Below are 21,072 nucleotides of genomic sequence, written 5' to 3'. Positions count from 1 at the left end.
GGCAAGAGATGGACAACATTGAAAACATGGACAACTCAGACGCCCTGCGCCGCGCAGAACAACGTGCCGGCGCCACCCTCGCTCTCGGCGGGGTGCGGATCGCCCTGGCGGTGATTTGGCTGGTCTTCGTACTCAGTTTGCTGCTGCCGCACTCCGGAAGCGTGGCCTCCTGGCAGGTGCTGGGCTTCCAACCGGCCGCCCAAGAGGTGCTCATCAAAATCCCCGAGATCGTGTTTTTGCTGCTCGCCACCGCGGCGGTGGGCGTGTTCGGCGGCCTCGTTGCGCTTACGCAGCGCACGGTCCTGGCCAACGTGGCGTTCCTGCTCACTGGCATGGCGCTGTTTAGCTCCCTGCTTGGGCTGTGGATGCGCCTGCAATCCGCGGAGGTACAAGGCACCCCAGGGATTGGCGCGGCGCTCTACGTCCAGGTGGCAATGGTGATCGCGCAGCTCGTCTGCCTTTCACTGGTGGTGTTCGCGCGTTCTCCGGAGCAGCTCAACGCCCAGCGCATTCGCCTCGAGGCCGCCCGGAAACTCGATACCGTGGGCTTGGCGCAGCAGGAGGCGTCCAGCGAGGCGATCGCTATGCAAGAGGAAAATCCTTTGCTGATCGACGATCGCAGGGCCCGCGCCAAGCTGCGTCATCAGGATGGCACTGCCTAGCTCAGACGGCCTTTTCAAATACAACGGTGCGGCTTTGGGGAACAAAACCCAAGGCCGCATTTGCATGCGCAATGGGCTGGTTGCTTACCTCAAACCCGGTGGCCACGCGGCTGACGGCGGGCCAGCGGCGGCTGGCGGCAGTAAGCGCCTGTGTCTTGAGGAAGCTGGCTAAACCCTTGCCGCGCCACGAACGCTCGATGATCGTGGAGCCCGCTGCTGCAACGCTGCGCTCATGAGTGTGCTTGTGCACCACCACGCTCATGCCCACAATCTCCCCGCCTGGTTCGCGCAGAAAGATGCTGAGGTGCTGGTCTTTGTGCTTCAAGCCGTCTAGGCGCAGGATCTCAATTTGTTCTGGCGTCCATGAGGTGGTGCGGTTGCTGAGTGTGCCGGTGGGGCAGTCTTGGTCAAATTGCGCATAGAGCTTGAGCACTGCCGCGAGCTGGCCGGGGGAGTATGCCATGTCTTCCACAATCTCCACGCTGAATGTTTGTGGGGCAGCGGCGGCGGGCTCGCGAACGGGCACTGGTAGGGGAAGAAACCCCAATACTTCCTCCATGACTCGGTGGAACCCGGCAGGCGGAGTGTCGTAGGGTGCGAACGGTCCCTGGGTGGGCAGCTCTTTCCACAAGCGCAGGTGTGTGCGTCCCAAATCGGCCGTGAGCCGGCAGGCTTGCTCCACGAGCTCTTCGTAGACTTCCGGACGTTCGGGCTGCTCCCCGGGGATGGGGGCGAGCTCGGCGTCATAGAACACATCCACGTCCACCGCATGGCGGTTGTCTACCAGCGGGATGTTGGCCTGGATGAAGCCGAGGGCAAAATCTGCATCGGTCTCCGTGTCCAAGAGGGCGTAGAACTCGCTTCGGGCCTGCGGCGTTCCCTTGAGGCCCCGGAGCACGTCCTCGGTGCTCATGGAATGGGTGAGGTCACCTGCCGCGTCTTGGCTTGCCAGGTTGGCGGAAAACACAAGCTGCCGGATGAGGTCCTCATCATCGGCAGCAATGCGCTTGAGCGTGGCCATTAGCGGTTTTCCACCGCATTAACTGCGGCGTCCGCCCACTCCTGCCACTGCTGGGCTTGGGCCAGCAACTCCGCAGCCTTCTTCTCATTACCTTTGGCTTTGGCGGCGTCGGCCTGCGCCTTGAATTCTTCAACCTTGTCCAGGAACTGCCGCGCGCGGGCCTGGGCTTCTGGGTCGGTGCGGCGCCATTGAGCGTCGGCGGCTTGCTCTACGCGGGCTTCCAGGGCACCGATTTTGTCCTCAAACTCGCGAACCTGGTTGCGTGGCACAAAGCCGATTTCTTCCCACTTTTCCTGCAGCTCGCGCAGCTTGGCGCGTGCGCCCTCCAGGTCCTTGGCGGGATCAATGAGGGAGTCGTACTGCTCCAGGAGGGCATTCTTGGCGTCTGCGTTGGCCTGGAACTCGCGGTCGCGCTCGTTGGTGGCGGCGTTGCGGGCCTCAAAGAAGGCGTCTTGGGCAGCCTTGAACAAGCCCCAGAGCTTGTCATCCACCTCGCGCTGTGCGCGGCCTGCCTTCTTCCAGGAGCCCATGAGCTCGCGGAACTTTGCCGCGGTCTCGTTCCAATCGGTGGATTCGCGCAGTGCCTCAGCCTGTGCAACGAGTTCTTCCTTCACCTTCCGGGCGGCGGCGCGGCTACGGTCTAGGTCCGCGAAGTGCGAGCCGCGGCGGCGGTTGAAGGCATCCCTGGCCCGGGAGTAGCGCTTCCAGAGGGCGTCGTCCGTCTTTCGGTCAATGCCCTTGATGGTCTTCCACTCCTGAAGGATGTCACGGATGCGGTCACCGGCCTGCTTCCAGTCAGTGGATTCCTCGGCGAGCTGCTCTGCCTCGGCGAGCAGGGCCTCCTTGCGGGCGATTGCCTCCGCGCGGCGCGCCTGTTTCGCGGCCTCGGCTTGCTCGCCGGCGGCGTCTGCAGAGCCCACTACCGTTTCCAGTCGGGCTTGCAGGGCCTTGATGTCGCCAATCACCGCTGCTTCAGGCAGTTGCTTGATGAGCTCCTCCGCCTTAGCCTTGAGGTGCTTTGCGTCCTCCGGGCTGGTATTCAGGCGAGTCTCCATGAGGCTGACCTCGGTGGCGAGGTCATCAAAACGCGCGCCGAAGTGACGCAGCCCCTCTTCCGGAGTGCCGGCCTGCCACTGCGCAATTTGGCGCTCCTGGCCGTCAACGGTGAGAAACACGTTGCCCTCGGCGTCCACTCGGCCAAACTTTGAAGGATCGCTGGCCACCGGCGGGTGTGCCTTAGTAGCAGATGCTGCGGCGGATGGACGGGGGCCGGTACCGGTACCCGCACCGGCAGCGGGACGGGGACGGGCACCGGGACGGGGGCCTGGTTTCGGAGTAGGTGAGCTCATGGTGGGTCCTGCTTCCTGTGTTTCCTGGGGTCGTGCCGCGCGGCGCGGCTGCCAAAAGGGTTCTTCCTCGCCCGAAAGCGAGTGCCTCCAATAAACATTAGCGTGCAAATGCCTCAAGGTGGTGCACTTGGGTTTTAAGCTGGACGGCATGACATTCCAAGCCCCAGTCCGGACTCGCGCCATCTTGTTTGTTCCAGCCTCCCCAGCGGTGGTTGCGCAACTCGCGCCAAAGGACCCTGCTGGGGAGTTGTTGCGCGCGGCGGTGCGGCAAGCCCGTGAGCTTGTGGGGGAGGTGTCCACGGTGGCGTTGTGGGTACGCGAGGAAGCACACACCTACACTCGTCACACCGGCAGGTTTCGGGCTTGGGGGGATCCGCACACGGACGTTGGCGCTGGCAATCACCTCCCAGAGTTGGTTGCGCGCTACCTGGTGCAGCAGGTGGGCTGGGGTTCCAAGATCGTGCAGGGGCATGCGGGTGTCGTCGGAAGTTCCGACGTTGACCTGCTCGTGCTTCCCATAGATGGCAGCCTGGGCCTGACACCCCGCGCTCCGCTCGCGCTCGTGCCGGGGGCCCATGATGTGCACCGAGACATGATTTCGCTGCTCAACGGCACGAGTTCGCCGCAGTGGACCGCGGAAACGCTGCGCGCCGCAGGGGTGCCCGAAGATACAAACCTGGATTTCTGGCTGGAAGTTGCGGCGCTGCCCACGTCCGCGCGGGAACACGCGCACCTGCTGCTTGCCGACGCCACCTTAGGCGTAGGGCGCTTCGTGGCGCTGTGGCAGTTCAGCGAGCCGGTGGAGGTGCCTGCGTGAACCGCGTAGATCAAGTGAGTCGCGTGATTCGCCCGATTGCCGTGGTGGGGCCAACGGCCTCCGGGAAATCGGCACTGGGGATTCGCCTTGCCCACAGGCTCGGTGGGGAGGTGGTGAACGTGGATTCCATGCAGCTTTACAAGGGCATGGACATCGGCACCGCCAAGCTGAGCGTGGCAGAGCGCGAGGGTATCCCGCACCACCAATTGGACGTTTGGGAGGTCACGGACACAGCCTCGGTGGCGCGCTTCCAGCAGGATGCGATCGCGGATGTGGAGGCGATTATGGCTCGCGGTAACGTGCCCATCTTGGTGGGTGGCTCCATGCTGTACGCGCAGTCGCTGCTGGACAATTGGGCGTTTCCACCCACCGATCCGGAGGTGCGCGCGCACTTTGAGGCGCTGCTGGACTCAATTGGCATCGAGGCACTGCACCAATTGCTCGCGGAAAAAGACCCTGAAGCAGCCCGAATCATCGAGGATCAAGACCCGCGCCGCACCGTGCGCGCATTAGAGGTCATCGAGCTCACGGGGAAGCCCTTCCAGGCCAGCCAGCCCCCCAAGGATGCGCCACCGCGCTGGAACGCCCTCATCCTGGGCCTGCACACCACCGCTGAGTGGCTCAACCCCCGCATCGAGCTGCGCACCCAGCAAATGTTTGCCCAAGGCCTGGTAGAAGAGGTGGAGTATCTGCAAACCCAGGGCTTGGAGCCGGATTCCACGGCTGGGCGCGCCATCGGTTACGCCCAGGTGTTCCAGGCGATGGCAGGGGAACTCACCTGGGAGGAGGCGGTGGAACGCACCATCACCGGGACCAGGCGATATGTGCGCCGCCAGCGCAGTTGGTTCCGCCGCGATCCCAGAATCCACTGGCTCGACGCGGAGCAGGACACCTTGACGCAGGCGCTAGCATTGGTGGAGTGAATACCCAAGAGCAGCAGACTGCACAGCACCGGCCAGCAAGTATTCCTTTTGCCAAAGGCCACGGCACGCAAAACGACTTCATCATCCTTGAGGACCCACGCGCCGAGCTCAATCTCACTCCCGAGCTCGTAGCTACCCTCTGTGATCGCCGCGCGGGCATCGGTGCCGACGGCGTCCTGCGCGTAGCTACCACCAAAGCCCTGCGCGAACGCGGCGTGCTCCACGGCGAAGACCTTGAAGGCATCGCGGACACCGACTACTTCATGGACTACTACAACGCCGACGGCTCGATCGCCCAGATGTGCGGCAACGGCACCAGGGTGTTCGCGCACTGGGTGCGTTCCCGGGGCCATGTGGATCAGGATCAATTCACGGTGGGCACCCGCGCCGGGGCGAAGCCCGTGACGGTCCACGCCTGCACAGCCCAAGAGGCAACCGTGAGCGTGGACATGGGACCTGCGGTAGTCACTGGTGTATCCACCACGAAGATCGGCGAGCATACCTTCGCGGGCCTCGGGGTGGACATGGGCAACCCCCACCTCGCCTGCGTGGTCCCTGGGCTGTCTGTGCAGGACCTCGCTGCCCTTGACCTGGTGGCTCCCGTTTTCGACAAGGAGTTTTTCCCCGAAGGCGTGAATGTAGAAATTGCCACTGAGCTGCGCAATGGCGAGATCCACATGCGCGTCTTCGAGCGCGGCGTGGGGGAGACCAGGAGCTGCGGCACGGGAACTGTGGCCGCGGCCAGGTCTGCGCTTGCCGACGCCGGCCAGGGCACCGGGGAAGTCACTGTTCATGTGCCCGGCGGCGCAGTGCAGGTGAGCATCCTAGATGAAGGGTCGGTGCTGAAGGGGCCAAGCAAGATTGTGGCCACCGGCGTGCTCAACCTCGCTGCGCTCTAGGAGTTGTTGGAGGGGCCCAGGCGATACGCCGCCTTGCGGGCTTCCAACCAGGCCTGCTGCAGCTCGCTGGCGCGGGTGTCCGTGACCGTCAACAGCCGCTCGAGCTGACTCACCGAAAGGTTTTGGCGCAGCTTGCCCTCCACTCGGCGGCTGAAGCGTTTGGAGTTGCCCAGCAGGAAGTGGAACTTGGCAATTTCCTCCGAATCCGTGTCCAGGTCCAGCAGGGCCGGGCGGTGGAGGGTGCGGTCCGCAAGGGACTCGGCGTCTTGGCCTACCTCAAATTTTTGGAAGGCCCGCACCACGTCCTCGATGTCCTCCAGGGAAAGACGCACCGAGGACTTCAACGTTGCGACCTCGTTGGAGTCTGGGCGGAAGCGCAAAATAAAGAACACCAGTGCGAGGATGCACACCGAAAGCAGCACTCCGGTGACCTTGAGCCACATGATGAGTAGTAAACAGCCGACGGCAATAGTGAGGTGGGGCCAGTAACTGGCCCCCCTATGTTCGCCGATGCCTTCAAACTCGGGCATGATTTAGTGCCCGCCGCAACCGCACGAACCCCCGCAGCCACCCGATCCGCTGCCGCAGCCGCCTCCAGCCAGTGCGCTCACCGTACCAGCCAGCACCGCGGTACCTGCGAGGACCTGATCACGCTGTGGCAGGTCGGGGGAGTCCGGAATGCACAGGTCAAATGGGAAGGCCGCGTCCACGGTGGCGTGGATGAAGCGGGTGCCGGTCAGCGTGTTGGTGCGGTATTCAGCTTCCAGCACGCGCGCGGTGAAGTGAATCTCCGCATCTGGGGTGGCGGAGCCGTCGCCGGAAGCAACAATTTCCGCACCGGGGCTGGTGACCTCACCGATTACGATGTCCGGGCCAAAGTTCTCATGGAAGTTCTCGGCGTTCTCGTAAGCCTTGGCCGAGGTCACCAACGCCGTGAGGCCGAGCTGCTGCCAGCGCTGCTCGGGTTCATCAACCAACAGAGGGCCCTGGGCCAGGTTGGCGGTAACCGTGGCGATCGGCTGGCCGTTGTAGTCCACCAACTCGCACAGTGCCAGAACATCATTCACCATGTTGATGTGGGCAAAGGTCTGGGTTTCGGATTCAAAGCCCGCAAAGGTGGCAAAAGGCTCCACAGCCAAGATGTTGAGTTGGGCACCCGAAGGGTCGGCGAACTGCACGAGCTGCCCGCCGCGGACCTCGCCGGTCACAGCCAGGGTGCCGGAGGCGATCGCCGCTTCAACGGCGTCCTGCCATTTCTCAAAGGACATACCGATGCTCAACAGATCAGTGGTGCGTGTGCTTTGTGCGCTCATAAGCTGACATTCTATCCTTTCGCACCAACCTGGCACATTTCCGGCGGCATTTCCTGCCCAATTATCGCCACGGTGTTTGTGGTGTGCAGGCCAAATTGGTGCAACAATGGTTGCTAACGATGACTAAACACACAAAACATACTGAACACACAAGTAATTCTTCCCCCGATCTGCCGTTCGGCGCCAAGGATGCGCAACCCGAGCAGGACTTTGGGCAGCGTCGGCAAGCCTACAAAGCCGAGCGAGCCGTAGATTTCCGGGAGCAGGCAGGCGCCCACGAAGACCTGCTCGCCGAAGCCTTCCGGGACCACCGCCCGATCCCTCCGAAAGCCGCAGAGGGTAAAGATTTGAGTGGGCTGTTGGAGGCAGAAGAGCAGCCAACCGTTGGTGAACTGGACCTGGAGGCGCGTTCCAGTCTGCGCAGGCTCACCCGCGGCGGTGAGATCCGCGCCACGGACCAGGATGACGGCTACGACGTTGAATACCGCAAGCTGCGCCTGGAGCGCGTGATTCTGGTCGGCGTATGGACCCATGGCACCACCGCTGAGATCGAGGCCAACATGCAGGAGCTGCAAGCCCTGGCGGAGACGGCCGGATCGGAAGTGGTGGAGGTGCTCTACCAGAAGCGCGACAAGCCGGACCCAGGCACCTACATCGGATCAGGCAAGGTTGCCGAGCTCAAGGACATCGTGATGGACACAGGCGTGGACACCGTGGTTTGTGACGGTGAGCTCAGCCCCGGCCAGATGATTGCGCTGGAAAAGGCACTGGATGTGAAGGTCATTGACCGCACGATGCTCATCTTGGACATCTTCGCCCAACACGCAAAGTCCAAGGAAGGTAAGGCGCAGGTCTCGCTCGCCCAAATGGAATACCTGATTACGCGTGTGCGTGGTTGGGGTGGTGCGCTCTCGCGTCAGGCGGGTGGCCGCGCCGGGTCGAATGGTGGCGTGGGCCTGCGCGGTCCCGGTGAGACCAAGATCGAAGCCGACCGCAGGCGTTTGCGCGCCGACATGGCCAAGCTGCGCAAAGAGATCTCCGGCATGAAGACGGCACGCGAAATCAAGCGCCAGCGCCGCCGGGAATCCACCATTCCGCAAATCGCGATCGCGGGTTACACCAACGCGGGCAAGTCCTCGCTGATTAACGCCATGACCGGCGCCGGTGTGCTGGTAGAGGATGCGCTGTTTGCAACGCTGGATCCCACCACCAGGAAGGCAGAGCTTGCCGACGGCCGCAGCGTGGTGTTCACGGACACCGTAGGCTTCGTGCGGCACCTGCCCACCCAATTGGTGGAGGCCTTCCGCTCCACGCTGGAGGAAGTGATTGAGGCTGATTTGGTGCTGCACGTGGTGGATGGCTCCGATCCGTTCCCACTGAAGCAGATCGAGGCCGTAAACCAAGTGATCTCCGAGATTGTGCGCGAGGCCGGAGTACAGGCGCCACCGGAGATCATCGTGGCCAACAAGATCGACCAAGCCGATCCGTTGGTGCTCGCCGAGCTGCGACATGTGCTCGACGACGTGGTGTTTGTCTCCGCCAAAACCGGCGAGGGCATCAAGGAGTTGGAGGCCCGCGTGGAGCTGTTCCTCAACTCCCTGGACGCGCACGTGGAGCTTCTGGTGCCGTTTACTCGCGGCGACGTGGTTTCCCGCCTGCACCAGCAGGCCACGGTGCTGGAAGAGGAATACGTGGAAGAGGGCACGCACATGGTGGTGCGTCTTCCAGCGCAGCTTGCCGGTGAGTTGCGGGAGTTCCAGGTTTCTCACTAAGGGGAAGGTGGAGGAAGGAAGAGGAATCCCGTAGGAAGTGCTTGCGATTTCCGCGCGCAAGGTTTTTAATTGATGTATCAACAAAATTGGTTCAGAAAGAAGTGATACATCATGGCGAACATCAGCGTGCACAATGCAGCAGAGCTCAACAACGCGATTGCGCAAGCACAAATCGGGGACCGCATTGAGGTCCACGGGCTGATTAGCGGCCAGCCCTCGGTGGTGTTGCCCGAAGGCGTCGCCCTCGTTGGCGCCGATCCGGGCGCTACGTTGCGCTTCGGCGCTAAAGGTGTGTTCCTCAGCGGCGACAACGCGGTGGCAAACCTCAGAATCGAAACCGCAGAAACCGAAGTGGCACTCGGCATCGCACAAGAGGCAACTGACCTGGGCACCATAAGCCTGAAAAACCTGAGCACCCGCGGCCAAGTGTTCCTGGGCACGGGGGCAAAAGTGCGAACAGGTTCCTTTGAGGTAGACACGGTTCAGGTAGAGCGTGCCGACGTCCGTGGTAGGGTCCTTCGTCCCCATGCATTCGGCGTGGATGCCCAGCAGGGCGGCTTCACGGTGTGGAACCTCGCCGAGGACCCTTCCGTGTGGCTGGAGGGTACTTTCCGCAACATCTCCGTGGGCAGCAAGCAAACCCCGGTTCGCGGAAGCGGGTTGTTCATCGGTGGGCACATCAAGGCAGAGGAGCTCACCACGGCAGAAGTGGCCATCGACGGCGGCATCACCCCATCGACGCCCGACCTCATCTCCGGCGGCGTGTTTGTGATCACGGGCGCCAAGGTAGGCACCGTGCGCAACCTTGGTCCCGTGACCACTTTTGGCGCCAATGACATGGTTCTGGATAACTGGGGCGAGGTTCAGACCTGGGTTGCCGAGGCAGAGGCTGAAGTAAGCTCGCATGGCCCCTCGGGGATCGGGTTCGTGCAGTTCGGCGAGCTCGACACCCTGGAAGTCAAGGCTCCAATTGTGACCACGGGCGTTGGTGCGCGCGGCTTCAACGTCTACGACGGCCACCTACGCAGCGCCTCCTTCCAGTCCATCGCCACCACCGGTGCCGGCAGCATCGGCATCCAAATCTCCCAGCCAGTGGAGTCCATTACGGTGGCGCGCGACGTCACCACAGCCGGCGGCACCGGTATGTCCTTGGTGAAGGGTGTGCAGACAGAACTTCGAGCCATCGGCGTGTCTGTCAAGCCTGGCGGGAGTGTGCAGCGCCTTGAGATTGGCGGTCAAGTTTCTACGGGCGGCGACGGCGTCTGGGCTTTCGAGTCCTTCGGTCCGGTGTCAAAGCTGCGGGTCGACGGCGGCGTGCGCACCACGGGCAACGACGCCGACGCTCTGCACACCGCAGCCGACACAGTGAGCGAGCAGGACCTTGCGGCGATTTCCACCCACACGTTGAGTGGGCGCGACCATGTGCTGGTTGAAGAGTAGAGATGTAGAGATTTTTGAAGGAGGAAACATGCCAAGCATTGAGCTGATGGAGGACCGCACCGGTGAGGCTGTGGTGGTGGCCTTTGACCCGGCGATCTCCGGATACACCATCTCCGTGAACGGTCCCGCGGGAGTGTTCACCACCGTTGGGCGCACCACGGTGGTGCCGCATGAACAGGAACTCATCTTCTACCACACGGAGGTCAACGAGCAGTTTGGTGGCCGAGGTCTAGGCACCATGCTGATCGAGCAAGCCCTCGCGCACGTGCGCGCCACAGGGTTCGCCGTGGTGCCTGTGTGCCCCATGGTGAAGGGTTACCTGGACAAGCATGGGGCCGAATATGAACGCAGTGGGGGCGAGGTGCGCAAGCCGACCTCTGCTCACATGCAGGTGCTACAGCGGGTATTGGGCTAAAGGGTGAGCGCCTTCGGGTAGCCGATCCCACCAACATGCTTTGTTGCTCATGGTGAGTTGGTGGGATAATGGCGTTTCGTGAACAAATCTTCTTCTGGGTCCCTCATCGGATGGAAACTCCACGGTGACGGCCACACAGTCAAACCAGGCGCAGTAGTTGCCCCTGAAGAGCGCCTCAGTTGGCCACGAACCATCGGCATCGGCATGCAACACGTGATTGCCATGTTCGGCGCAACCCTGCTGGTACCCACCATCACCGGGTTCCCCGTGAACACCACCTTGCTGTTTTCTGGTGTGGGAACCATCATCTTCCTCCTCATCACCAAGAACCGACTGCCCTCCTACCTGGGAAGCTCTTTTGGATTCATTGCGCCGCTGATGGCCAGCCAATCCCAGGGCATTGGGGCGCAGCTCGGCGGTGTGCTCGCGGCGGGCCTCGCGCTGATCGCTGTGGGTTTCATCGTGAAAGCCATGGGGCGCAAGGTTATTGATGCCGTGATGCCACCTGCGGTGACAGGCGCGATTGTGGCCTTGATTGGTTTGAACCTGGCGCCGTCGGCAACGCAAAACTATGCCGCGCAACCCTTGGTGGCAACCATCACCATGCTCGCGATCCTGGGTATTACCGTGGCTGGGCGGGGAATGCTCGCGCGCCTGGGCATCCTGATCGGCGTGGTGATCGGTTGGGTGTTTGCGGCGCTCACCAACAATCTCAGTGAAGGTGCCGCGGAGGCCATCGCGCAGGCTCCCTGGGTGGGGCTGCCGCAGTTCCATTCTCCGCAATTCACAGTGTCTGCGGTGCTGGTGACGCTTCCTGTGGTGATCGTGCTCATTGCGGAAAACGTGGGCCATGTGAAGGCAGTGAGTGAGATGACCGGACGAAACCTCGACGACCTCGCGGGCGACGCCCTCATTGCCGACGGCCTAGCAACCACCCTAGCTGGTGGCTTCGGCGGCTCCGGTACCACTACCTACGCGGAAAACATCGGCGTGATGGCCGCGACCCGCGTGTACTCCACTGCGGCGTACTGGGTAGCGGCTTTCACCGCAATTGGCTTGGCGTTCGTGCCAAAGTTTGGTGCGCTGATTTTCACCATTCCGTCTGGCGTACTCGGCGGCGCGGCAGTGGTGCTCTATGGCCTGATCGGTATGCTCGGTGTGCGCATCTGGCAGGACAACAAGGTGAACTTCAACAACCCGGTGAACCTCACCACTGCCGCGGTGGCGCTGGTGGCGGGCATTGGTAACCTCACGCTCAGCGTGTTCGGCGTGGAGCTGGAGGGAATCGCCTGGGGCTCCATCGGCATTATCGTGCTGTACCCGCTGCTCAAGTGGGCCTACGAAACCATCGGTGAAGGACAAAACGCCAAGTACTGAGATCCCGAGTGGAATTTGTACTTGGCGTTGCCGTGGGGTGGGTATTGGGTTAGCCGCGGCCGTCGTGCCCGCTGAGCATTTGGGCAAAGGGGGTGACGTCGGCATCGCCCTTGGGGGCAGGGTCCGCGGTAAAACCGCCCAGGCCGCCCACATGGCCTTCGGTGGCAACGATGTAGTCGGCCAACTCCCCGGCGGCGCGGAGAATGCGCTTCTCAAACACCGCACCCTCGGAGTTGCCAAAGTCCTCGGTGGCAGCAAAGAGGGAGGTGGGCATCACCACCGCGCGCAGGTACGCGAACAGGGGGCGCAGCGCGTGCTCAAGAGCCAAGCTGTGGCGCGCGGTGCCGGCAGTTGCCGCGATAATCACTGGGGTGTCAATCAGCGCGTCTTTATCGATGGCGTCGAAGAACATCTTGAACAGGCCGTTGTAGCTCGCCTTGAAGATTGGGCTGACCGCCACCAGGGCATCCGCCTGCTCCACCGCCTGCAGCGCCTGGTCCAGCTTTGGCGTGGAAATTTGGCCGTTCACCATGAACTGCGCCAAATCCTGCGCTAGCTCTCGCAGCTCAATGGTATCCACTTCCAAAGACTCGCCCCTGGCCGAAACTGCACCTTTGACCGCACTACCGATGCGCTGGGCTATTTGGGTGGTGGTGGAAGGTACGGACAGACCTGCACTGACAACGAGGAGTTTTCTCATAGTTACAGTTCTACCTTTCTGGAAAACAGATTGTGTACCGGTGCTTGGCTTCTATCTCCTAGGCTTCGGTGCTGTTCGCGCCGTTCGCGCCGTTCGCGCCGTCTGATCCGGGCATCACCAGGAAGTGCGGTGCATCCCTGTGCTCCTTGAGCCACGCGTGGGTTGGTGGGTCCGATGGCACACCCTCTGGGCGGCGTTCCTCCATCCGGCGGCGGAGCTCCGGCACTACCTGGGTGCCCAGGATTTCGATCTGCTTGAGGACGGTCTCCAGTGGCAAGCCGGCGTGGTCCACCAGGAAGAGCTGGCGCTGGTAGTCACCCACCCAGTCAGCAAACTGCATGGTGCGATCAATGACCTGCTCCACGGTGCCCACCGTAAGTGGGGTGAGCGAGGAGAACTCCTCAAGGGAAGGGCCGTGGCCATACACAGGGGCGTTGTCGAAGTAAGGGCGGAACTCGTCTTTGGCGGCCTGTTCGGTTTCACCAATGAACACGTGCCCGCCAAGGCCCACGATGGCCTGCTCTTCGGAGCCGTGGCCGTACTTTGCAAAGCGGCGGCGGTAGGAGTGCACCATCTGAGCAGTGTGTTCCTTGTTCCAGAAGATGTTGTTGTGGAAGAAGCCATCGCCGTAGAACGCAGCCTGCTCGGCAATCTGTGGGGAGCGGATCGAGCCGTGCCACACGAAGGGTGCAACGCCGTCCAGCGGGGCAGGGGTGGAGGTGTATCCCTGAAGCGGGGTGCGGAACTCGCCCTGCCAGTTCACCACTGGCTCGCGCCACAACCGACGCAATAGGTGGTAGTTTTCTACGGCGAGCTCAATGCCCTTGCGGATGTCTTTGCCAAACCAGGGGTACACAGGGCCGGTGTTACCGCGGCCAAGCATGAGGTCGGTGCGCCCGTTGGCTAGATGCTGCAGGAAGGCGTAATCCTCGGCGATCTTCACCGGGTCATTGGTGGTGATCAGCGTAGTGGAGGTGGAAAGGATAATGTTTTTCGTCTTCGCCGCGATATATCCCAAGTGGGTTGTGGGGGAGGAGGGGACAAATGGCGGGTTGTGGTGCTCGCCGGTGGCAAAGACGTCCAAGCCAACTTCCTCGGCCTTGATGGCAATGGCGGTCATTGCCTCAATGCGCTCGTGCTCCGTGGGGGTAACGCCGGTGTGGGGGTTTGGGGTGAGGTCGCCGATGGTGAAAATGCCGAATTGCATGGTCAGTTCCTAACGTGCATGAAGTTTTGTCTAGGGTAGCTAACAAGAACCAACTTATGTGATATATCAACAAAAGTCAAGTGTGTGGGTGCCGATGTTTTGGGGCAATAGGATGCGCTCGATTTTTGGCAATAGGCCTACGTGAGCACGCAAAGTGGCCCGTCTGTAGCAAGGAAATGAAAAAACGGGTCATGCGATGTAAATCGCGTGACCCGTGGAGGGGGGAGTAGGTGGCCTACTCTGCGTCGAGGTCCTTCTCGATCAGAGCGGCGATCTTCTCTACGGCCTCTGCGTTCTCGGAGGTGACGGTGACCTTGTCGCCGTGCTCAGCGCCCAGAGCCATGATCATCAGGGAGGAGGCGGCGTCGGTCTCGTCGTCCTCTTCGCCCTCGAGGGCGAGGAAGATGTCTTCGTCGTACTCACCAGCGGCTTCAGCGATGATGGAAGCAGGGCGAGCGTGCAGGCCAACGGAAGAGCCGACAACAACGGTCTTGGAAGCCATGTGATGGTCCTTTCATAACGCCCAACACCACAGCGAAACACCGTGGTGGCAGGGCAAGAGTTTGTGATTGTTGCGTGAGTACCTCCCAGAAGGGAAATGTGACGCCACGCAGGAAACCGTAGGGTTGTTAGCTATTCTACGACCTGAAACAAAAAAACTCCACCGAAACAAACAATGATTTTGCCCAAAACATGTGGGATTTCCCGCAAATCGGACAATTCCTCAAAGCGAAAGGCCACGCCGCCAAGCAAGTGTCATCCCCCAAATACCGGGGGCCTTGCTTTCGGGCGTGGCCTCGTGGAGCAGTGCGTTGTATGTCCAAGCGAGCCTAGGCCGCTACAGCAGCCTTCTGTGCCTCAGCCTCAACAGCGGTGTTGGGCCAGAACTGCTTCATTGCGATTACGGCGAGCGCGGAAACTAGGGTGCCAGCCACGATGGCAATGAGGAAGCCCCACACTGGGGAAATTGCAAAGAGGACAAAGATGCCGCCGTGCGGAGCACGAGAGGTGGTTGCCGTTGCCATGGTGAGCGCACCGGTCACGGCACCACCGAGCATCATCGAAGGAATCACGCGCAGTGGGTCGGCGGCCGCGAATGGGAGCGCGCCTTCGGAGATGAAGGAGAGACCCAGCAGCCAAGCGGACTTGCCGTTTTCCTGCTCGGCTGGCGTAAACAGGTTCTTGCGCACAAAGGTAGCCAGGGAAAGCGCGATCGGTGGCACCATGCCGGCGGCCATCACGGCAGCCATGATCTTCATCGAGGCTTCGTCGCCGGTGGAAAGACCTGCCGTGGCAAAGAGGTATGCTGCCTTGTTCACGGGGCCGCCGAGGTCGAAGCACATCATCAGGCCAAGGATGATACCCAGCACAATGGCGGAGCTACCGCTCATGGAGCTCAACCAGTTCTGCAGGCCGGACATGATGCCCTCAAGTGGGCGGCCGAGCAGCAGGAACATGGACAGACCAACGATCAACGAGGTGAGCAGTGGAATAATCACCACTGGCATCAGGGAGCCAATCACGCGAGGTACGCGCCAAGAGGCGATCCACGCCGCAACCAGGCCGGCCAGCAGACCACTGATCAGGCCACCGATGAAGCCAGCGCCCACGGCCACGGAGATTGCGCCACCCACGAAACCTGGGGCGATACCAGGGCGGCCCGCGAGAGCGTAGGAAATGTAGCCGGAAAGCGCGGCAACCACAAAGCCCATGGCTGCCTGGCCGGTAGCAAAGAGCACAGCACCCAGGTAGAGCGCAAGGCCGGAGCGGTCAAAGGTGGTGGCAACGCCGTCGATCACCACTTCATTGCCCGGCAGGTTGCCCAAGGAGTGCTGCAAGGCGATCGCTTGTGCGCCACCAGCCACGTCGTAGCCGCCGAACAGGAAGCCCAGCGCGAGCAGCAAACCGCCCGCGGCAACAAACGGCACCATATAAGACACGCCGGTCATCACGGCTTGCTGAATCCGCTTGCCCCAAGAAAGCCCTGAGCCTGCAGCTTCGGGGCTTGCGGCTTGCACGGCACCAGCACCCGCAACGCGGCGAGCATTCGGGTTCTTTGCAGCTTCCACGGCTTCCTGGATCATTTTCGCGGGTTCGTTGATTGCCCGCTTCACTCCGGACTCAATCACAGGCTTCCCGGCAAAACGCTCACGGTCTTTCACCCCCACGTCGGTGGCAAAGATCACGGCGTCAGCAGCGGCAATGACCTCAGCGGGCAGCGGCGTCACCGAAGAGGAGCCCTGGGTCTCCACCTTCAGCTCCACACCTTCAGTGGCCTCCGCAGTTTGGGTCAGCGCATCTGCAGCCATGTAGGTGTGCGCAATGCCGGTAGGGCACGCTGTGATCGCCACGATCCGGGTGATTTCGCCTGCCGACGCTCCCACGGCGGCAGCATCAGAAGCAGCAGTGGGTGTTGCGGCTACAGGGGAGGAAGAAGCCTTCTTGGGCTCGGCTTTGACCACGCCGAGCACGAGCTCTACCAGGGCGTCTTCACTTTCTGCGGTGCGCAGAGCCTCCACGAAGTCCTTGCGCACCAGTGCACGGGCCAGCTTGGAGAGGATCTTCAGGTGCTCCTTCCCTCCACCTGCGGGGGCAGCGATGAGGAAGATGAGGTTTGCGTCGCCGTCAGGGCCAGAGAAGTCCACTGGCTGGGTCAGGCGGGCGAAGGCCAAGGTCGGCACGCTGACTGCCTCGGAGCGGCAGTGGGGGATTGCAATGCCGCCTGGTACGCCGGTCCCGGACTTGGATTCGCGGGCGATTGCATCTGCGGCAAGTTGGCTGGCGTCGGAAGCTCGCCCTGCATCCACGACAATCTGGGCGAGATTGTTGACGACCTCGGTGGTGGAGGCGCCGAAGTCAACATCAAGCCGCACGAGCTGACTATTGATGACGTGCTGCGTCATGATGATTCCTTTACTGAGAGGGGGGAGAAATGAGTATTGAGTGAAGGTATTTAGGCTTGTGCGACGTTGAGTCGCTGGTTGCTGTGCACCTGCGTGACATGGGTCTCGGCCACATTGACCTGCTCTGGGGTGGGGATGGTGGTGCCTGGGAGAGACGCCGCCGCGGAGCCGTAGGCCACGCCGAGCGCGAGGGCCTCAGGCGCGGGTTGGTTGTCCTCGAGGCCCATGATGAAGCCGCTCAAGGTGCAATCGCCGGCGCCAACGGTGGACACCGCCACGGTCGGAGGCGGGGTGGCACGCCATACGCCAGCGTTGCTCACCAGCACCGCGCCCGCAGCACCCAAGGTCACCAGCACATACTGGATACCTTGTTCAAGAAGTGGAGCTGCGGCCTCGATGACGGGGGCGAAGTTGCCTTCCTGAGCTGCGTCTTCTAAGGCTTCGCCGTCCGTACCCACGAGCTGGCCCAACTCCACGCCGTTGGGCTTGATCAGATCAGGGGTGGCGGTGCCAAAGTGCTTGCCAAGGGCCTCGAGCGCGGCGTCGGAGGTATCCACGGCGATCTTGACCTTGGGGGCTACGGAGCGAACCGCCGTAATCAGACTGGCATACCAATCATCGGGCGCCCCAGGTGGCAAGGAACCAGCGAGCACCACCCAATTGGCCTGCTTTGCCTGTTCCTTGAGCACTTCTGCCACGTGCTCGAGCTGTGCATCGTTCATCGTGGGGCCCTGGCCGTTGAATTTCGTGGTGGTGCCGTCGGGCTCTGTCACCGCGGTGTTGGTGCGGACCCTACCGGACATTTCCACGGCGAGTGCTGGGATGTTGGCTGCGTCGACAAGCCCCAGGAACGGGTCCTTTTTGCACGCGGGAAAGATTGCGAGAGCTTCTTTGCCAGCTTTGACGCACGCCTGAGCCACGTTGATCCCCTTGCCACCGGCTACAGATTCGCTGCCTTCGAGGCGTTGGACGGCGCCGCGGCGGATGGGTTCGGGCAGGCTCAACGTGAGGTCGATGCTTGGATGAGGTGTGAAGGTGAGAATCACGAGATAACTACCTTTGTATGGAATGGTTTGAGCTTCGAGGTGAAGTCTGCTGGGGCAAAGCGGTCAGTCACGGCCACATGAACCTTGCTGAGTGGGGCGAAGGTGACTGTGGAAGATTTGCCGATCTTGGTTGAGTCGCACAGCACAATGGCGGTGCGGCAGCGTTCGATCATGGCGGTTTTTACGGCTGCTTCGCGGGGATCGGAGGTGGTGAGGCCGTCGTCGGTGGTGAGACCGGAGGTACCCATGAAGGCGACGTCCGCGCGCAGGAGCTGCAAGGCATTCACTGCCCGCGGCCCCACTACAGCCTGAGTCTGGCCTTTCACCACGCCGCCGAGGATGGTTACCTCGGGCACTCCGGCCGAGACCAGTGTGCGCGCCACGTTAGGGGAATTAGTCACCACCACCCATTGCTGGCCCACGTAATAACGGGCGAGCACGTTGGCAAAGGCCTCGGTTGTGGAGCCTGCATCAATAAACATGGAGGCCTGGGGGCCGGGGATGAGGTGCATCGCTGCCTCGGCGATCGCCTGCTTGCGGCGCTGCACCTGGTGGAGTGGTAGTCCGGAATCCTCCTCGTCAATGGCAAGGAGATCGGTGCGGTGCGCGTGCGCGTCAATCACCGCGCCACCATGCACCCTACGGATGTGGCCGCGCTGTTCGAGTGCCTTGAGGTCACGGCGGATGGTTTCAGGGGTGACGTTGAATTCCGCTGCGAGGTCAGAGACGTTGCTTCGGCCGTATTTTTGCGTCAAGGCAACGATCGTGGATTGCCGGTTGGCTACCTCTTCTACTGTGGCCATTTCACCACCTCTCTGGATATTGGTACTGAATCTTCGAGTTTTTTGGGGCGTTGTGGCTGCGCAGCCTGAACACCCTTTGGGCAAATGAGGTCTAGTCGTACATTTTGCGGGGCAGGTGAATCAGTGAAAGCCCCGAAAAGTGTTGATTGGGTACTGCGTGATTTTGTTTTGTTGTGTGATTTCCCACATTTTTCTTGGGGGTTGGATCCGCTAGATGTAGGTGGCTGGACAGGCCGGCCGGAAAGGGTCGAAGGGGCAGCGCCGTTGTTTGAGCGTGTGCTCCTTCGGCGATCCACTCCTGTTTTTCCAGCTCATCTGGCGGTAGTCAGATTTCCTAAGCTGGATTTGACCTGAAAGAAGTAGTTTCTGGGGTCAAATCCGCTTGGTGTGGAAACCGGCAAACCTATAGAAAATGTTGGAATCTGCCTTAAACGTATGCCCACTTGTGTTTGATTGTCAAGAAAACTTTGTTTGATCGGTTGCGAAAATGTTGTTTTTGTGGTGATGTGAAGGCATTCCATCAAGAGTTTGTGAAGATAGGCGGATCTCGTTGAATAATGTGACTAGCGACACAACAATTAAGGGCACTGCAGTTGTTTCTGGCGTTCGCTACGCCAAGGCAGTATGGATCTCTCCTCGCCCTGAGCTGCCTCAAGCAGGCGAAGTGATCGATGAATCCCAGCGTGAGGCCGAGCTGGAACGATTCACTACCGCCGCTGAGGCTGTGGCGGCCCGCCTGGAAAAGCGCTCTGCCAGCGCAGAAGGTGCTGCAGCTGAGGTGCTCAAGGCAACCGCCGGTATGGTGCGCGACCGTGGCTGGCTGAAGGCTGTGAAGAAGGGCATCCAGGGTGGCCACCCAGCCGACTATGCCGTGGTTGCCGCAACCACCAAGTTTGTCACTATGTTTGAGGCTGCCGGCGGCGTAATGGCAGAGCGCACCACGGACTTGCGTGACATCCGAGACCGCGTGATCGCGGAGCTGCGTGGCGAGCAGGAGCCAGGCCTGCCAACCGTTGATGAGCAGGTGGTCCTGTTCGCAGACGACCTCTCCCCAGCAGACACCGCCGCTTTGGATACTGACCTGTTCGTGGGTTTGGTCACCGAGCTCGGCGGCCCAACCTCCCACACCGCTATCATCGCCCGCCAACTCAACGTGCCCTGCATCGTGGCTGTGGGTGAAAAGCTCCACAACGTCAAGGTTGGGGATATGGTTCTAGTGGACGGCGCCTTGGGTACCGTTACCCTGGATGCGGACCCTGAGACTGCCCTTGCTGCAGAGCAGGAATCTAAGATGCTCGCAGAGCGCATTGCCCAGTGGACTGGGCCTGCAGAAACCAAAGATGGCCACCGCGTGCAGCTTCTGGCTAATGTCCAGGACGGCAACGCCGCCCGCATCGCTGCGACGCAGAGCCAGGCAGAGGGTATCGGCCTGTTCCGCACTGAGATGTGCTTCCTCACCGCTACCGAGGAACCAAGTGTGGAAGAGCAGGCCGCCGTGTACAAGAAGGTGCTGGAGCAGTTCCCGCACAGCAAGGTTGTGGTGCGCTCCCTCGACGCCGGTTCGGACAAGCCTGTGGCCTTTGCCTCCATGGCTGATGAGATGAACCCTGCCTTGGGTGTTCGTGGTCTGCGCGTAGCTCGCGCAAACGAGGCTCTGCTAACCCGCCAGCTCGACGCAATCGCCTTGGCCGCAAAGGAGCTCGGCCGCGGCGAGGATGCCCCAACCTGGGTGATGGCTCCAATGGTGGCTACTGCCCGCGAGGCAAAGTGGTTCGCAGGCCTGTGTGAGGAGCGCGGCTTGATTGCAGGCGCAATGATCGAGGTTCCTGCAGCTTCCTTGATGGCTGACAAGCTCATGCCATACCTGCACTTCGTGTCCATCGGCACCAACGACCTCACCCAGTACACCATGGCTGCAGACCGCATGAGCCCGCAGCTCGCGTACCTCACCGACCCTTGGCAGCCAGCGGTGCTGCGTCTCATTGCGCACACCTGTAAGGAAGGCGAGCGCACCAACACGGCCGTGGGTGTGTGTGGCGAGGCCGCAGCCGATCCACTGCTCGCTTGCGTCCTCGCAGGCCTGGGCGTGAACTCCCTTTCCTCCGCTTCCACTGCGATCGCGGGTGTGGGTGCTCAACTCTCCGCAGTTGATTTTGAGACATGCAAGCGCGCCGCTGAGGCAGCCCTGGACGCAGAAGGTGCCACCGAGGCCCGCGCGGCAGTGCGCGAGGTCATCATGAAGGCCAACGCCTGACGCTCTCCGGCAGCGTTCCGACGCCCCCAAGTGGCTCATTCACTGCTTGGTAGATTGCTCCCCATCAGTTTTGTATTGGCTGGTGGGGAGTTTTCATGCCCTGTGCGGTGGTGAGGTTAGGGATAGCTAAAGGGCCTGAGCTTCCATGTGTAGTGGAAATCAGGCCCCTGT

The 21,072-nt window shown here is 61.6% G+C and carries 19 protein-coding genes; 9 read left to right on the top strand and 10 right to left on the bottom strand.

The window, feature by feature from the left end:
• The first annotated feature begins 8 nt into the window (after positions 1-8).
• Positions 9-662 carry a hypothetical protein gene (locus NQ050_RS00150; RefSeq protein WP_257037206.1) on the top strand — a complete coding sequence of 218 codons (654 nt, stop codon included), beginning with the start codon at positions 9-11 and terminating at the stop codon, positions 660-662.
• A 1-nt stretch (position 663) separates the two neighbouring features.
• Here the strand turns inward: NQ050_RS00150 and NQ050_RS00145 are convergent, their stop codons facing one another.
• Both NQ050_RS00145 and NQ050_RS00140 read right to left on the bottom strand, forming a co-directional pair.
• Positions 664-1,683: a GNAT family N-acetyltransferase gene (locus tag NQ050_RS00145; RefSeq protein WP_257037205.1), complete on the bottom strand. Its 1,020-nt coding sequence runs from the start codon at positions 1,681-1,683 to the stop codon at positions 664-666.
• A complete protein-coding gene (locus NQ050_RS00140; RefSeq protein WP_257037204.1) occupies positions 1,683-3,032 on the bottom strand; it encodes a DUF349 domain-containing protein in 1,350 nt (449 codons plus the stop codon). Before NQ050_RS00140 ends, NQ050_RS00145 begins: the two co-directional genes overlap by 1 nt.
• Positions 3,033-3,159: 127 nt before the next feature.
• Between NQ050_RS00140 and NQ050_RS00135 the strand changes: the two genes are divergently transcribed.
• The 3 genes from NQ050_RS00135 to dapF are packed head-to-tail and all read left to right on the top strand — an operon-like array spanning position 3,160 to position 5,671.
• A complete protein-coding gene (locus tag NQ050_RS00135) occupies positions 3,160-3,849 on the top strand; it encodes a hypothetical protein (protein WP_257037203.1) in 690 nt (229 codons plus the stop codon).
• A gap of 26 nt (positions 3,850-3,875) precedes the next feature.
• Positions 3,876-4,772, top strand: a complete 897-nt coding sequence (gene miaA, locus NQ050_RS00130; RefSeq protein ID WP_257037354.1) for a tRNA (adenosine(37)-N6)-dimethylallyltransferase MiaA — start codon at positions 3,876-3,878, stop codon at positions 4,770-4,772.
• Positions 4,769-5,671 (top strand): diaminopimelate epimerase, encoded by a 903-nt coding sequence (gene dapF, locus NQ050_RS00125; protein ID WP_257037202.1) that lies wholly within the window; start codon positions 4,769-4,771, stop codon positions 5,669-5,671. Before miaA ends, dapF begins: the two co-directional genes overlap by 4 nt.
• Here the strand turns inward: dapF and NQ050_RS00120 are convergent.
• Complete coding sequence (locus NQ050_RS00120) at positions 5,668-6,201, bottom strand: hypothetical protein (protein WP_257037201.1); 534 nt, start codon at positions 6,199-6,201, stop codon at positions 5,668-5,670. The genes dapF and NQ050_RS00120 overlap by 4 nt on opposite strands.
• Positions 6,202-6,204: 3 nt before the next feature.
• Entirely contained in the window at positions 6,205-6,984 is a 780-nt protein-coding gene (locus NQ050_RS00115; RefSeq protein ID WP_257037200.1) for a hypothetical protein, read from the bottom strand.
• A gap of 119 nt (positions 6,985-7,103) precedes the next feature.
• Here NQ050_RS00115 and hflX point away from each other — a divergent pair, with 119 nt between their 5' ends.
• The 4 genes from hflX to NQ050_RS00095 all read left to right on the top strand — a co-directional run bounded on the left by hflX (position 7,104) and on the right by NQ050_RS00095 (position 11,988).
• Positions 7,104-8,756: a GTPase HflX gene (gene hflX, locus NQ050_RS00110; protein ID WP_257037199.1), complete on the top strand. Its 1,653-nt coding sequence runs from the start codon at positions 7,104-7,106 to the stop codon at positions 8,754-8,756.
• Between the two features lie 111 nt (positions 8,757-8,867).
• A complete protein-coding gene (locus tag NQ050_RS00105; protein ID WP_257037198.1) occupies positions 8,868-10,196 on the top strand; it encodes a hypothetical protein in 1,329 nt (442 codons plus the stop codon).
• A 28-nt stretch (positions 10,197-10,224) separates the two neighbouring features.
• Complete coding sequence (locus tag NQ050_RS00100; protein ID WP_257037197.1) at positions 10,225-10,611, top strand: GNAT family N-acetyltransferase; 387 nt, start codon at positions 10,225-10,227, stop codon at positions 10,609-10,611.
• 78 nt (positions 10,612-10,689) lie between these two features.
• Positions 10,690-11,988: a uracil-xanthine permease family protein gene (locus tag NQ050_RS00095; protein WP_257037196.1), complete on the top strand. Its 1,299-nt coding sequence runs from the start codon at positions 10,690-10,692 to the stop codon at positions 11,986-11,988.
• 49 nt (positions 11,989-12,037) lie between these two features.
• Here the strand turns inward: NQ050_RS00095 and NQ050_RS00090 are convergent, their stop codons facing one another.
• From NQ050_RS00090 to NQ050_RS00065, 6 genes are all read right to left on the bottom strand, one after another.
• On the bottom strand, positions 12,038-12,688 hold the full coding sequence (locus NQ050_RS00090; RefSeq protein WP_257037195.1) for an FMN reductase: 651 nt from the start codon (positions 12,686-12,688) through the stop codon (positions 12,038-12,040).
• Between the two features lie 58 nt (positions 12,689-12,746).
• The gene (locus NQ050_RS00085; RefSeq protein WP_257037193.1) at positions 12,747-13,895 is read right to left on the bottom strand and encodes a CE1758 family FMN-dependent luciferase-like monooxygenase; all 1,149 of its coding nucleotides are present in this window, start codon (positions 13,893-13,895) and stop codon (positions 12,747-12,749) included.
• 235 nt (positions 13,896-14,130) lie between these two features.
• Positions 14,131-14,397 carry an HPr family phosphocarrier protein gene (locus NQ050_RS00080; RefSeq protein ID WP_257037192.1) on the bottom strand — a complete coding sequence of 89 codons (267 nt, stop codon included), beginning with the start codon at positions 14,395-14,397 and terminating at the stop codon, positions 14,131-14,133.
• A 328-nt stretch (positions 14,398-14,725) separates the two neighbouring features.
• On the bottom strand, positions 14,726-16,798 hold the full coding sequence (locus NQ050_RS00075) for a fructose-specific PTS transporter subunit EIIC (protein WP_257037191.1): 2,073 nt from the start codon (positions 16,796-16,798) through the stop codon (positions 14,726-14,728).
• Positions 16,799-16,848: 50 nt separating this feature from the next.
• Entirely contained in the window at positions 16,849-17,844 is a 996-nt protein-coding gene (locus tag NQ050_RS00070) for a 1-phosphofructokinase family hexose kinase (RefSeq protein WP_257037190.1), read from the bottom strand.
• Positions 17,841-18,647, bottom strand: a complete 807-nt coding sequence (locus tag NQ050_RS00065; protein ID WP_257037189.1) for a DeoR/GlpR family DNA-binding transcription regulator — start codon at positions 18,645-18,647, stop codon at positions 17,841-17,843. The genes NQ050_RS00070 and NQ050_RS00065 overlap by 4 nt, the downstream gene beginning before the upstream one ends.
• 550 nt (positions 18,648-19,197) lie before the next feature.
• Between NQ050_RS00065 and ptsP the strand changes: the two genes are divergently transcribed.
• Positions 19,198-20,901, top strand: a complete 1,704-nt coding sequence (gene ptsP, locus NQ050_RS00060; RefSeq protein ID WP_257037188.1) for a phosphoenolpyruvate--protein phosphotransferase — start codon at positions 19,198-19,200, stop codon at positions 20,899-20,901.
• The last annotated feature ends 171 nt before the right edge of the window (positions 20,902-21,072 follow it).

It is taken from the genome of Corynebacterium sp. 122RC1 (genome assembly GCF_024580955.1).
GTDB classification, from domain to species: domain Bacteria; phylum Actinomycetota; class Actinomycetes; order Mycobacteriales; family Mycobacteriaceae; genus Corynebacterium; species Corynebacterium kozikiae.
Note: the sequence above shows the minus strand (reverse complement) of the source record. Positions and strands in the feature narration are given on the sequence as shown.